General features: G+C 59.6%; 13 protein-coding genes. 9 read left to right on the top strand and 4 right to left on the bottom strand.

Going from position 1 to position 13,295, the window contains the following annotated elements:
* From FJE54_RS14765 to FJE54_RS14740, 6 genes are all read left to right on the top strand, one after another.
* Nucleotides 1-609 (top strand): 4Fe-4S dicluster domain-containing protein, encoded by a 609-nt coding sequence (locus FJE54_RS14765; RefSeq protein WP_139653554.1) that lies wholly within the window; start codon nucleotides 1-3, stop codon nucleotides 607-609.
* A gap of 142 nt (nucleotides 610-751) precedes the next feature.
* A complete protein-coding gene (locus tag FJE54_RS14760) occupies nucleotides 752-1,522 on the top strand; it encodes a TorD/DmsD family molecular chaperone (protein ID WP_139653553.1) in 771 nt (256 codons plus the stop codon).
* 55 nt (nucleotides 1,523-1,577) lie between these two features.
* Complete coding sequence (locus FJE54_RS14755; RefSeq protein ID WP_139653552.1) at nucleotides 1,578-3,278, top strand: ATP-binding protein; 1,701 nt, start codon at nucleotides 1,578-1,580, stop codon at nucleotides 3,276-3,278.
* A complete protein-coding gene (locus FJE54_RS14750) occupies nucleotides 3,271-4,005 on the top strand; it encodes a response regulator transcription factor (RefSeq protein ID WP_139653551.1) in 735 nt (244 codons plus the stop codon). Before FJE54_RS14755 ends, FJE54_RS14750 begins: the two co-directional genes overlap by 8 nt.
* 481 nt (nucleotides 4,006-4,486) lie before the next feature.
* Nucleotides 4,487-5,551 carry a redox-regulated ATPase YchF gene (ychF, locus tag FJE54_RS14745; RefSeq protein WP_139653550.1) on the top strand — a complete coding sequence of 355 codons (1,065 nt, stop codon included), beginning with the start codon at nucleotides 4,487-4,489 and terminating at the stop codon, nucleotides 5,549-5,551.
* 224 nt (nucleotides 5,552-5,775) lie between these two features.
* Nucleotides 5,776-6,762 carry a choloylglycine hydrolase family protein gene (locus FJE54_RS14740; protein WP_139653549.1) on the top strand — a complete coding sequence of 329 codons (987 nt, stop codon included), beginning with the start codon at nucleotides 5,776-5,778 and terminating at the stop codon, nucleotides 6,760-6,762.
* A gap of 87 nt (nucleotides 6,763-6,849) precedes the next feature.
* On the opposite strand, the gene FJE54_RS14735 is transcribed toward FJE54_RS14740, so the two are convergent.
* Nucleotides 6,850-7,068, bottom strand: a complete 219-nt coding sequence (locus tag FJE54_RS14735; RefSeq protein WP_139653548.1) for a helix-turn-helix domain-containing protein — start codon at nucleotides 7,066-7,068, stop codon at nucleotides 6,850-6,852.
* Nucleotides 7,069-7,284: 216 nt separating this feature from the next.
* Here FJE54_RS14735 and FJE54_RS14730 point away from each other — a divergent pair, with 216 nt between their 5' ends.
* From FJE54_RS14730 to FJE54_RS14720, 3 genes are all read left to right on the top strand, one after another.
* Complete coding sequence (locus FJE54_RS14730) at nucleotides 7,285-7,896, top strand: cytochrome c3 family protein (protein ID WP_139653547.1); 612 nt, start codon at nucleotides 7,285-7,287, stop codon at nucleotides 7,894-7,896.
* Nucleotides 7,897-7,954: 58 nt separating this feature from the next.
* The gene (locus FJE54_RS14725; RefSeq protein ID WP_180326757.1) at nucleotides 7,955-9,703 is read left to right on the top strand and encodes an FAD-dependent oxidoreductase; all 1,749 of its coding nucleotides are present in this window, start codon (nucleotides 7,955-7,957) and stop codon (nucleotides 9,701-9,703) included.
* 150 nt (nucleotides 9,704-9,853) lie between these two features.
* Nucleotides 9,854-10,978, top strand: a complete 1,125-nt coding sequence (locus tag FJE54_RS14720; protein ID WP_139653545.1) for an aldo/keto reductase — start codon at nucleotides 9,854-9,856, stop codon at nucleotides 10,976-10,978.
* A gap of 149 nt (nucleotides 10,979-11,127) precedes the next feature.
* Here the strand turns inward: FJE54_RS14720 and FJE54_RS14715 are convergent, their stop codons facing one another.
* The 3 genes from FJE54_RS14715 to FJE54_RS14705 are packed head-to-tail and all read right to left on the bottom strand — an operon-like array spanning nucleotide 11,128 to nucleotide 13,203.
* A complete protein-coding gene (locus FJE54_RS14715; protein WP_180326756.1) occupies nucleotides 11,128-12,240 on the bottom strand; it encodes a DUF4097 family beta strand repeat-containing protein in 1,113 nt (370 codons plus the stop codon).
* Complete coding sequence (locus FJE54_RS14710; protein WP_139653543.1) at nucleotides 12,233-12,892, bottom strand: DUF1700 domain-containing protein; 660 nt, start codon at nucleotides 12,890-12,892, stop codon at nucleotides 12,233-12,235. The genes FJE54_RS14715 and FJE54_RS14710 overlap by 8 nt, the downstream gene beginning before the upstream one ends.
* Nucleotides 12,889-13,203, bottom strand: coding sequence for a PadR family transcriptional regulator (locus tag FJE54_RS14705; RefSeq protein ID WP_139653542.1), 315 nt, complete (start codon nucleotides 13,201-13,203; stop codon nucleotides 12,889-12,891). Before FJE54_RS14705 ends, FJE54_RS14710 begins: the two co-directional genes overlap by 4 nt.
* Nucleotides 13,204-13,295: the final 92 nt, after the last annotated feature.

The following is a 13,295-nucleotide window of genomic DNA, read 5'->3' as shown; positions in this document are numbered from 1 at the left end:
ATGGACCAATACGGATTCTATGTCAACACCGACATCTGCACCGGCTGCAAGGCGTGCATGACGGCGTGCTTCGACCGCAACGATCTCGAGGTGCCGCAGAAGTTCCGCAAGGTATGGGAATTCGGCGGCGGCGAGTGGGCCAAGGGCGATGACGGGGCGTACACCTCGACGGCGTTCACCTACTACACCTCGCTCACCTGCAACCACTGCGATAACCCGGCGTGCGTTTCGAACTGCCCGACCGGCGCCATGGCGAAAGACCCCGAGACGGGCATCGTCAACAACGATAAGGAAGTCTGCATCGGGTGCATGACGTGCGAGAAGAGCTGCCCGTACAATCATCCGGTCCAGCTTGCGGACGGCCTGTCGCACAAGTGTGTGCTCTGCAGCGACGAGAACGCCGAGGGAGTGCCCGATCCGGTCTGCGCCAAGGCGTGCCCGGTGCGCGCGCTTGAGTTCGGCAAGATCGAGGAGCTTCGCGAGAAGTACGGCGACAACTCCGAGATCGGCACCCTCGCCGATTCGACGGCGGCGAACGTGGTCATCGGGCTGCATCGCGACGCCGAAAAAGGCGGCGAGATCTTGAACCCGATCGAGATCAGCCACTAGATTCCCTCTGCCGTCCGCGATTGTCGGACGGTAGCACGCGAGCAAACGGCGGATTCCGACTTTCGCGAATCCGCCGTTTCGCGTATCATGCGAAGGCGGCGCAGCTCGTCCTGCGGCCGATGCCCGAAACGAGAGGAAACCCATGGACAGCGAACTACGTCTTTCGAGCGAGACGGCGCAGGCGTATTGCGTGCTCTGCGAATTCTGCTCGCTTCTGTTCACCGAAAACCCTGATCAAGAGACGCTCGATCGCCTTATCGACCAGCGTGAGCTTCTGCGTGAAGAGCCGTTTTCGTCGGTTGCCCCCGAAGATGCGGCAAAGCTTTTCGACATTCTGGCCGAGGCGGACGTGCGCGGACGAGACGGTTTTGCAACGGGGGTAAAGCGCGACTACACGTATCTGTTCCACATGATCAGCACGAGTCATACTTCCCCGTACGAATCGGTGTACCGTACCGATGACCGCACGATGTTCGGGCCTACGACGCTCGAAGTCAGGAAAGCGTACCATGCGCACGGCGTGCAGGTTCCCAAGCAGGGCAACACGCCCGATGACCATATCGGTTACGAGTTTTCGTTCCTCGCGCATCTTTTGGGTGTTGTTGCCGAAGAGGGCGCAGGCAGCGAAGCGTCGGGGGATGCTGAAAGCGGTGCGGATGGCTCGTGCGAAGGCGCGACCGCTGCGGCGGACGGCGAAGCTGCGCGCGCCCTGTCCGATGCGCGCGCGTTTCTTTCCGACCATCTGCTCGTGTTTGCGCCCGTCTATCTCGAAAACGTGCGAACGCAGGCGAAAGAGCCGTTCTATCGTAGTGTTGCGGGCATCGCGCAGGCGAGTATCGATTCGCTCGCGCACGCGCTCGGCGCGCAGGCGACCGAGGCGATCGACGAGGCGTCCTACCTGCTTGCCGAGTAAGCGCGGGAGGCAGAAACGAGGGCGGAGGCATCATAGCGAGAGGGAAGGGGAAGCGATGGCCGGGCAGAAACCCACTGTGAGCTTGAAGACTAAGATCATCGGCCTTCTGACGGTCGTGCTTCTCATCCTGCTCGCCGTCGATATTCTCTGGACCTATGAATCGCAGAAACAGGCGACCGAATCGGTGCTGCTCGACGAGGCGCGGGTGCTCGTTGAAGAGATGAATGCGGTCTGGGAGTTCATCTCGATCAACCAGGATACGATCAACTACACGTCCGACGGCGAATACGAGTACAAGGGCCTCCATTGCGCGATCGCGGGCAAATCGGTCGCGGCGTTCTTCTCGAAGGACAACGATTACGCGATCCGCTTTACGAACACCGTGCCGCGCAACTTCCACAACGAGCCGAACGACTACGAGCTTGCGGCACTCTCCGCGTTTTCCGACGGATCGGGAACCGAGGAATACTACGGGTTCGACGAGACGGAAGACGGAACGGTGTTTCGCTACGTGTCCGCCATGAAGGTGACCGAGCACTGCACCGAGTGCCATGGAAAGCCAGAGGGCGAGATCGATCCCACCGGATATGCGAAAGAGGGCTGGGAAACCGGGGATGTTGCGGGTGCCGTGAGCGTCGTGGTGCCCACCGAGACGTCGTTTGCGAACATGCGCACGGCCATCGTAACCAATGTCCTGTTCTTTCTCGCGGCGATGCTCTGCATGGCGGTGATCATCTACTTCGTGCTCACGCGCCTCATCACCAATCCGCTTGAAAGCCTGCGCCGTTCGTTCGCCAAGATGTCGGACGGCACGCCGAGCGAGCCTCCCGAATCGGAGGGAACACTGAGGCCCGTCTATGCGTCGCGCGAGCTGGATGCGTTGTTCGACCAGTTCAATGATATGGCTCAGAGCCTTTCATCGTTGTATGCGAACCTCGAATCCGAGGTGGACGAGCGCACAGTGCAGCTTTCCGCCGCCAACGAAGAGCTCGAGCGGCAGCGCGCCCACGTTGAGAAGATCAACGACAAGCTCAAGCGCGAAAACCAGTACAAATCCGATTTCCTCGCCATCGTGAGCCATGAGCTGCGCACGCCGCTCACCTCGATTCTCGCGTTCACCGACCTCATGGCCGATAGCGTTTCCTCCGATAATGCGCTCGCTGCAAAACAGCTCGAGGAAATCGACAAGAACGGCCGCATCCTGCTTGAAATGGTGGACAACGTGCTCGAGACCGCGCGTATCCAAGCGGGATCGGAAAAGCTCAACCTCGAACTCGTGGACTTGAACGATGTGGTGGGCATGGTTGAGGCGTCGAGCGAATCGCTCGCGTTGAAAAAGCGCATCGCGCTTACGACGCGCGTTGCCCCCGATGTTCCCTTGATCGAATCCGATTGGGAAAAGGTGCGCCGCATACTCGTCAATCTGGTGAGCAATGCGATAAAATTCACCCCAGAGGAAGGGTCGGTCGAGGTGAACGTTGCCTATGACGAGAGTTCGGCGACCGTGACCATGGACGTGGCCGATACCGGCATCGGCATTCCTGCGGACAAGCAAGAGCTCATTTTCGAGCGGTTCGCGCAGGAGAACATGTCGACGGTGCGCCGTTACGGCGGAAGCGGCCTCGGGCTTTCGCTCGTGAAGGATCTTGCGGCGATGCTCGAAGGATCGGTGTCGGTTGAAAGCGAGCTCGGGTGCGGCAGCACGTTTCGCGTGGTGCTGCCTGCGAAGCGGCATGCGGAGGTGCACGATGACTAAGGTTATGCTGATAGACGACGATGAGAGCCTTCAGGTTCTTATCGGGCAGATAGTCGAGCGCGACGGATACGAGTACTGCTGCGCTGCGAACGGGGCCGAAGGCCTTGTCATGCTGCGAGCCGAGCGTCCCGACTTTCTGATACTCGACGTGATGCTGCCCGATACGAACGGCTACGACATCTGCGAGATCATCCGCAGCGAAGGCAGGAAGATTCCGATCATGTTTTTGTCGGCGAAGGGCGATATCGTCGATAAGGGCATCGGGTTCAAGATGGGCGCCGACGATTACCTCGTCAAACCCTTTCAACCCGAGGAGCTTTCGATGCGCGTTAAGGCTCATCTGCGCAGAAAGGGGACTGCTTCCGAACCCGAGCGCGCCATTTCGCCCAAGAAGCACAAATCCTACCAGGTCGGCGATCTCGAGCTTCTGTTCGGTCGCTACGAGGTGTTTCTGCGCGGCAAGCCCGTGTCGCTGTCGTCGCGCGAATTCGAGCTTTTGGAACTGCTCGCTTCCGATCCCGGCAGCGTGTTCACGCGCGACCAGATCATGGAGCATGTGTGGGGCGACAAGGATGCGACCGATCCGAACAGCGTAACCGTGTTCGTACGCAAGATCAGGGAGAAGATCGAGGACGACCCCTCGAAGCCTCGCTACCTCATGACCGTGTGGCGCGTCGGCTACAAGATTGCGGACCGCTCGCTGTTCGAGAGCAGAGAAGATTCCTGATCGGTTGCGGCGGCAGCGCTTTTCATCGTACGCGCTTCGCTGCGATGCCTTAAGGATTACGGCGGCGTTACGTATGGGTAAGCGAATGCGGCTATCCGCCGATTCGAGCGTATGATGGCTTTGAAGCCGCGGAGTCCGACCCGTGGCTTCTTTTTTGTTCCGAACGGTTGGCCCGTATCGAATCTCGATTGGGTGCAACAGAAGTTTCGCGCGAAATCGGCACTTCGATGGTTGGCACTCGACGGTTTGGCAAGAATGTATGGCTTCGTCAGGGGCGAAGCTTGCTTGGGCTCCACCTAACCCAGGTTGGTCAGAGGCGAGGAGTGTCTGCAGCACCGTCTGAACGGGACGCCTCAGTCGATAGGCCGCTTCGATCCGATGGTTCAGACGTGCTCGCCCAAGGTAGAATCCGAGGCTTCCTCACTCAGAAACGAGAAATCCACTATAATGGCTTCTTGCTATCGTAGAAGGAGCCAGCTTCATGTCGTTATCCATCGGAATCGTCGGCCTGCCCAACGTGGGCAAATCGACGCTGTTCACCGCGCTTACCAACAAGGGCGGCCTTGCCGCCAACTACCCGTTCGCCACGATCGAGCCCAACGTGGGCGTCGTTCCGGTGCCCGATGCGCGCCTCGATGCGCTCGCGAAGATCGACAATCCGGCGCGTCTTGTGCCGGCGACGGTGGAGTTCGTCGATATTGCAGGGTTGGTAGCGGGTGCCTCGCAGGGGGAGGGTCTCGGAAACCAGTTCCTGGCCAACATCCGCGAGACCGATGCGATTTGCGAAGTCGTGCGCTTCTTCAGCGATCCGGACGTCGTGCACGTCTCGGGCAAAGTCGATCCGCAAAGCGATGTCGAGACCATCAAGACCGAACTGATCCTGGCCGATTTGGCTACGGTGGAAAAAGCGCTGCCGCGCCTTGAGAAAGAGGCGAAGCGCGATAAGGCTGCCGCGCTTAAGCTCGCAACGGCGAAGAAGGTGTTCGAGGGGCTCAACGAGGGCCACCGCGTCGCTCGCATGGATCTCACCGACGAGGAACGCGCGAGCATCTACGACCTGCATTTGCTTACGGTCAAGCCCATGCTCTACATCGCCAATGTCGACGAGGACCAGTTGACGTCCGATCTCCCCGAAATCGACGGCACCGCGCCTGTTCCCATCTGCGCGAAAGTCGAGGCCGACTTGGCCGAGCTCGATGCCGAAGAGGCGAAGGAGTACCTGGAGGCCATGGGCCTTGAGGAAAGCGGTCTCGTCCGGCTCGTGCGCGAGGCGTACCGACTTTTGGGCCTGCAATCGTTCTTCACGAGCGGCGAGACCGAATCGCGCGCATGGACCATCCCCATCGGCGCGAAAGCGCCGCAGGCGGCGGGCGTCATCCATACCGATTTCGAGCGCGGCTTCATCAAAGCGGAAACCGCGAGCTTCGACGACTACGTAGAGTACAACGGCGAAGCGGGCTGCCGTGCGGCGGGCAAGCTCCGCCAAGAGGGTAAGGAATACGTAGTCGCCGACGGCGATGTTATGCACTTCAAGTTCAACGTGTAGCGCAGATTTGAGCGTGGCGGGCGGAGACTGCTGGGCAGCGGCTTTTCGAGGCAATCCCGCGGCCCCGTTTGGCCTTTAACACACAACGCACCCACATGTAGAAGCTCGAACGTCGACCAAACGATTCGGTTTCAGCCGTGACACGATGCACCTACGAATGCGCGCTCAAGCGTGGTTCGGGTTCATCATGGCATGAATGCAAATCGAACGATTGGTTGGCTGCCATGTGTACGAGTTTCACCTACAAAGACAAAACGCAGGCAAACGCCCTTGCGCGGACGATGGATTTCGCATTCGTCTTGGATCCCGATGCCGTTCTCATTCCCCGGGCGTATCGATGGAAAGCCGAAGTCGATGGCGTCGAGCGCGAAACGGCCTACGCCTTCGCAGGGCTCGCGCGCAACGACAAGGAGTTTGTTTTTGCAGACGGGGTGAACGAAAAAGGACTCTGTTGCGCTGCGCTCTACTTCTCGGGGTTCGCTTACTACGAATCGGAAGCTGCAAGAGATGCGGTCAACCTCGCTCCTCACGAAGTGGTGTTTTGGTTGCTATCCGCATTCGCTACGACCGAAGAGGCAATCGCGGGGCTTTCGGGGGCTCGGGTTGTCGATATCCCCATCCAATTGCTCGGTCTGACCCCGCCGCTTCACTGGATCATCACCGACGCTTCGGGCAGAACAGCGGTGATCGAACCGGTCGAAGACGGCATCCAGATCTACGACAACCCGCTCGGCGTCATGTCGAACGCCCCTGAATTCCCGTGGCATGTGACCAATATTCGCAACTACATCGGCGTGAATCCGAATCCGACAAAGCCCCTTGTTCTCGATGGCGTATCGTTTACGCAATTCGGGCAGGGATCCGGCACGTTCGGACTCCCGGGAGATTACACCCCGCCCTCTCGGTTCTTGCGTGTGCTCTTTGGTAAGAAAACCGCGCTCGCATCCGAGAACGAAGCGGATGCGATGACTGCTATCGTCCATCTCCTCTCAACAGTCGACATACCCAAAGGAAGCGTCGCCACCGATCACGGAGTCGATTACACGCAGCATTCTTCCATCATGTTCTGCGAAACCGGCCGCTACTGCTTCAGGACCTACGATAACAGCCAGATATGCATGATCGATCTGTTCGCGCACGATCTCGACGCGCAAGAACCGTATGTTTGGGATATTCCGAAAGAGCAGCATGTACAGGTGGTTGGCGAGTAGGGCCACCATGCTCGCCCGGATTGCCCGATCGAGCAGCTAAGGCGCACTCGGATTGTTCGGGCAGGAACGCTACCAGAGACTGTGCGGCTATTCCACGCCTTCGAACAGTTCCGAAAGCGTAAGGCCGAATCCGTCGGCTATCTTTTTCAGATTGTGAAGCGAGACGTTGCGATAGCCCGTTTCGATCGAAGCGAAGTACGTCCGATCCATGTCGATCTTGTTCGCGAACTTTTCTTGGCTTAAACCTGTTTCGGCGCGCAGCGCTTTGATGCGGGTGCCTAAAACTATCTGCAGTCGTTTATTCATTCCCCCATACTGGGGAATTGTTTTATATATAACAACGGATTTTATACAACAAACTGTGCTACAATGGCGACGTATTGATGACTTTATACAACATTGATACGGACGATATGCGTTCGAGCGGGAAGCGGTTAACGCAGATCGATTAGCTGTCCGTGCGAGCCATGCAGCGCTCGCATTCAGCGGTTTCGCTGCATGGCCAAGGGGAAAGGTCGGTAGATGAAGCGTTTGAGGGGAACGGCGCAGTACGCGTTATGCGTGGCATGCGCCTCGGCAGTGCTTATGCTTGCGGCGACGGGGTGCGCGCCCCATGCGCCGAGCGAGAGGGAGCGGGAAGAACAGGCGCCGCCGGTGGAGGTCGAATTCACGTGGTCGGCGGATGTCGATTGCTCCGCATGCCACGCTGACGAAGCAACCTCGATGGTTACGGCGGGATACCCGGCAGCGGTGCATGAAGCCGAGGGCGAGAGCTGTGCGAGCTGCCATGCAGACGATACGGCGCTTGCAAGCGCTCACGAGGGAGCGCTGCCTTCATCGGCGATGCCGAAGCGTCTTGTGAAAACGAAGGTAGACGAAGGCCTGTGCCTGTCGTGCCACAACCTCGAAGAGCTCGCGGCGAAAACGGCTGAAAGCACGGTGCTCGCCGATTCGCAAGGGCTCGTCGAGAACCCCCATGCTCTTCCCCAGACTGAAAACCATGCTGCAATCGCGTGTGCGGATTGCCATAAGATGCATTCGTCTGAAGCGGTCGCAGATACTGCGAAGGCGCAATGCCTGTCGTGCCATCACGAAAACGTGTTCGAATGCAATACGTGCCACGAGGAAATGTAGCTTTTCACCAAGGGGTTTATGCGGGCAGCGCCCGCAGTCATCGAGGAAAGGGGAGATCATGGGAACCGATGTGTCGAGAAGGGGATTTCTGGCAGGAGCCGCACTGGCAGCAGCGGGGGTCGCGGCGGGAGGTTTGGTGGGCTGCGCAAGCGAAGCGCCCAAGGAGGCAGCCAGCGAGCCTTCGGCTTCCGCGGGTTCGGGCGTTCCCGCAACGTGGGATGAGGAATACGAGGTCATCGTAGTCGGAGGCGGCGTCGGCATGGCCGCGGCGATCGAGGCGGCGGAGGCTGGTGCGCACGTGGTCGTGCTCGAGAAGGGCGATCATGCGGGCGGGTTGTGGATGACTGCGGGCGGAAGCTGCACGATGGGCGGCAACCACGTCGTCCAGCAGCGCGAGGGCATCCAAGACGATATGGATTCGTGGTTCGAGGCGGAGATGCGCAGCTGCGAATACCGCGGAAATCCCGAGATCATGCGCATGCTGGTGGAAAAGGGCCCCGATACGGTCAAGTGGATGGAAGATCTGGGCATGGTTTGGGGCCCGATGACTGCGGGTGTGCTCGGCGGCGATGTGAAGCGCGGGCTTGCCCCCGATCCGAACCCGGGCGTATACGAAGGTGGCAAGGGAACGCCGAACAGCGGCATCTGCTGGACACAACTATGGGAAAAGAAACTTGCCGAACTCGATGTGCCGATCCTCCTCAACAACCGTATGACGCGCGTGTACCGCGAAGAGGCTGGTCCCGTCGTCGGCATCGAGGTCGCGACTCCCGACGGCATCAAGAATCTCAAGGCTTCCAAGGGCGTCGTGCTCTGCACAGGCACGTGGACCGATAATGCCCGCATGGCCGCAGGATGGGATCCCCGCATCGTCGGACCCGACACCTACGGCGACGGCGGCGTACCCGCCGAGAACCTGCTGTACGTCGACAGTTCGGGAGACGGACACCTGGCCGCATCGAAGATCGGCGCGGCGTTCTCCGACATGTCGTATGTAGCCTATCTGTACCTCTTCTTCGGAGCGCGCTCGTATTGGGGCTGGGGCGAGGATCCCGTCGATTGGACGACGAACGAGAACTACGCAGCGGGCAAGGGTCTTTCGAGGACGGCGGATCTGTACCAGAAGAGCATCCTCGTCAATGGAAAAGGCGAACGCTACGTCAACGAGGCTTCTGCCGCCGACAAACTGCCCGAAGGCATGGGTGCGCTTTCGGAGAATCCCGAAATGCCGTTCATGGCCGCTTATCTCGCGCTCGATCAGCCGCGCAACGTTTGGCTCATCGCCGATTCGGCAGCCGCTGAAGAGCTGAAATGGCCGATGGATCAGATCGAGAATCCAAATCCGAAAACTGGCAACATGTTCGATCCTGCATGCCTTGCCAAAGCCGATACGATCGAGGATCTCGCGAGCCAAATGGGCATCGACGCTGCAGCGCTCAAGGCGACGGTCGACCAATACAACGCCGATGCCGACGCGGGCGAGGACTCGGCGTTTGGCAAACCGGGTCCGCTCAGCAAGATCGCAACGCCCCCGTTCTTCGGCGCGAAGGCGAGCCTTATCCGCCATACGCAGCGAAACGGTTTGAGGGTTAATACGAAATCCCAGGTGATAGACGCCTGGGCCGATATCGCCGATCCGACGGTCCCCGTGGCTTCGATCGACGACGAGCCGGTGATCCCCCATCTGTATGCAGCAGGCGAGTTGGGCAACGTGCTCGGATGGCGGCGCGTTCACAATTCGCTCGGCCACTATACGACGGCAGCGCGCAATGCGGGCGCGAGTGCTGCGGGCGAAACAGCAGTGTAGCGTACGGCTGAGTGCGAAAGTCTTCAACTCGTACACGTCGATGCTCGAAAGCGGCTCTTTGCGGGGCCGCTTTTGCTATTATGGCAGCGAAGGCATTTGCCTTGCGGGGTGTTGTACGGGCGCACTACAGGATTAGACGAGGACACAGACATGGGCTATGTAGGCGAAGACATACCGAAACTCGGGTTCGGGTTCATGCGGCTTCCTTTGACGGAGGCCGATGGTGCAGAAGTGATCGACATCGAACAGGTGAAGCGCATGGTCGATGCGTTCATGGATGCGGGTTTCACCTACTTCGACACGGCGCGCGGCTACCATGGTGGTGCATCCGAGGCGGCGCTCAAGCAAGCGCTCGTCGAGCGCTATCCGCGCGAGAGCTTCCAGGTTGCTACCAAGCTGCCTGCGTGGATGGCGAAGGATGCCGATGAAGCGCGCTCGATGTTCGCAACCTCGCTCGAGCAGAGTGGCGCCGGCTACTTCGATTTCTACCTGCTGCACAACCTCGGCGAGAACCGCACGGCATTGTTCGACGACTACGGGCTGTGGGATTTCGCACGGTCCCAGAAAGAGGCCGGGCTTATCAGAAACCTCGGTTTCTCCTTCCACGATAAGGCCGACGAGTTCGAGCGCGTGCTTGAGGCGCACCCCGAGGTCGATTTCGTGCAGCTGCAGATCAATTACGCCGATTGGGAAAGCGAATCCATCGAGTCGCGGAAGTGCTACGAGATCGCCCGCGCCCACGGGCTTCCCGTCGTGGTGATGGAGCCCATCAAGGGCGGCTCGCTCGTGAAGCTGCCCGATACCGTGGCTTCGATCCTGCACGAGGCGGACCGGGATGCGCCGCTTGCATCGTGGGCGCTGCGTTTCGCCGCCTCGCTCGAAGGCATCGTGTGCGTGCTTTCGGGCATGTCGACGCTTGAGCAGGTCGAAGAGAACGTGGCCGTCATGAAGCGTTTCGGGCCCTTGGACGCGAAGGAGCACGCGGCGATCGTTCGGGCTCGCGAAGCGCTCGATGCGCTTCCGGTGATCCCCTGCACCGATTGCCGGTACTGTTTGAAAGGCTGCCCTGAAGGCGTGCGGATTCCCGTAGCCCTCGCTTCGCTCAACATGCTCATCGCGTACGGCGACGAATATCGTGCTCAGGAGAACTACGACTGGAACGCCGAGGGGGGAGAGGCTTCCAAATGCATCGAATGCGGCGCATGCGAAGAGGTCTGTCCCCAGCACATCGCCATCATCGACGAGCTGAAGAAGGCTGCTGCGAAGTTCGAATAGCCGAGTGTCCGACGCGTGAGCGCCTGCCATCCGTCGATAGTTCGGCAGATGGCGGGCGCTCGTTTTTGCGCGATGGAAGGCGAGCTTCGGCGCTCGTTTACGTCCCGACGTCGCCCTTATCGGTGCGCCTGCCACTCTCGCGTCGCAAACTACGCTGCGAAGCGAAGCGCTGCGGACGTTTTCGGTGCCGCAGGGGCTTCAGGCGCGCTCGGCGCGGCAGGCGCTTCGGGAGGCGCCGGTGCTTCTGGCGCGGATGGTGCGGTCGAATCGGACGAATCGCGTGGCGTTTCTGCGCGTGCGTCGTCTTTCGGTATGGTTTCGCTTCCGGATCTTTCGTACAAGAAGAGCTCGATTTCTCCGCTGGTCGTGTTGAGCGTTATGCTCTTTTCGGCGTCGGACGCGCCGCGGGGTGCGGCGATCGATCCGCTGATCGATCGAGCGTCGATTACATACTCGCTTTCGGATCCCGCGATCTGGGCGAAGATATCTCCGCTTGTGGAGTCGAAGACGATGACGCTTCCCGAGCATCGCGATGCGGTGATTTCACCGCTCATCGTGCGAACGTCGATGCCCTTCGCTCCCGAATCTTTCAGCAGCACATCGCCGCTTGCGCTCGTTGCAGAAAGGCTGTCGGCGCTTGCGCCGTCGATCGATACGGTGCCGCTCGTTGTCGAGATCTGCACCGTTTCCGAGCGGATTTCCCGCATATGGACGTTTCCGCTCGCCGTTGCGGCCTCCACAGACACTGCGTTGCCGAAGCCGTGCAGATCAACGTCGCCGCTCATGGTGGTTACTGCAATGGCGCCTGCTGCGGGAAGGTTCGAAATCGCTACGTTTCCGCTCGCTGTTTCAACCGAGAGGGAGCCGGCGTAGCTGCGCGGCACCTTGATTACGGTCGCTCGGTCCTGAAAGTCCATCACGAAGAACTGCACTACAGGCTTTGACGAGGCTTCGATGGTCAGCACGCCGTTTTCGTCGGTCGTCTTGAATGCCTTCGTGTCGCTTTCCCAGTACTCGATTTCTATCGAGTCCGACGAGCTTGCCTCAATGCGCACGTCTTCGGCTCTGTCGCGTACGACGATGTCGGTATGGGCATCTTCGGATTCGGGTGCGAGCGTGTTGGTTGTCGAAACCCAGTCGCGCGTGGTCGAGAGGTTGCCAAAGTCGAAATCCGCCACCGCAAGCACGCCGATGGACAGTCCGAGGCCGCCGACAAGCAGCGCCGTTGCGACGATCAGCGTTATTTTCTGCGCTTTAGACATGGTAAACCCCTCTTTCAGCGGTCTGCGGAGCATACGGATCTACGCTCGTGGCGTTCGTGTTGCTTCCCGTGCGCTTCACGAACAGGCCTTTGATCCAGTTGGCGAACGAGTGCGTAAGCTTCACGAGCCCCTTGCTTGCCGCAAGCACGCCGAACCAGGCGAACAGGCCGAGCCCGGTGCCGGTAAGTCCGCAACCGAGCATATAGAGCCCTGTAAGCTGGTAACCGCTTGCAAGACACCAGATGAGGCCGACGATGCCGATAGGAGCACAGAGGATCAGAACCGCAACGGTTGCCCATAGCGCAATGACGGTCGCCCATATCGAAAGGTACACGGCGAGCGCCGCCATGACGAGCGCGAGGGCGATCGGCACCCAGATGAAGGAGAACACGGCTAGAAGCACGATATTCAAGGTGCGCGAGCCGGTGTTCGCCTTCGCGATGGCTTTGGGGATGGCCGGCGTCTCGGCGATGATCTGTGCGGCGATGGCTTCGACGGGTCCGAGCGCCGCGACGGCTTCGTGCTCGGGTATGCCGTCTTCTATGCGGTCGTCGATCATCTCTGCGTAGAAGGTGATCGTCTGCTCGACCTCGTATGACGGAAGCTTGCCGAGGGCGCGGCGCAGCGCGGTTAAGAATTCGGCCTTGTTCATTGGGTGGCACCTCGTTTCACGTATTCGTAGACGGCTGCTATGTCGTCCCATTCAGCTAAAAAATCATTCAGATAGGCTATGCCCATCTCGGTAATGCGGTAGTACTTGCGGAGCCTTCCGTTGTGCTCGACAGAGTAAACCGTGAGCATTCCTGCCGATTCAAGTCGTTTGAGCAGGGGATACAACGTAGACTCGGTTAAGTGCAGGGTTGGCGGCACGTCCTTGACGATCTGGTAGCCGTACGAATCCTGCCGGGCGATCGAGGCTAACACGCATACATCGAGAAAGCCCCGCTTCAATTGCGCATCCATCGCATACCTCCTTTCGCACGATACTATATGACACATAGTATAAGGTGTCAACGGGTATCGGGGAGAAAGTTGAAAGCGGATGATCGCCGGTC

The organism is Raoultibacter phocaeensis (genome assembly GCF_901411515.1).
Lineage (GTDB): Bacteria > Actinomycetota > Coriobacteriia > Coriobacteriales > Eggerthellaceae > Raoultibacter > Raoultibacter phocaeensis.
The sequence above is the reverse complement of the archived record's forward strand: the minus strand, read 5'-3'. Positions and strand labels throughout refer to the sequence as shown.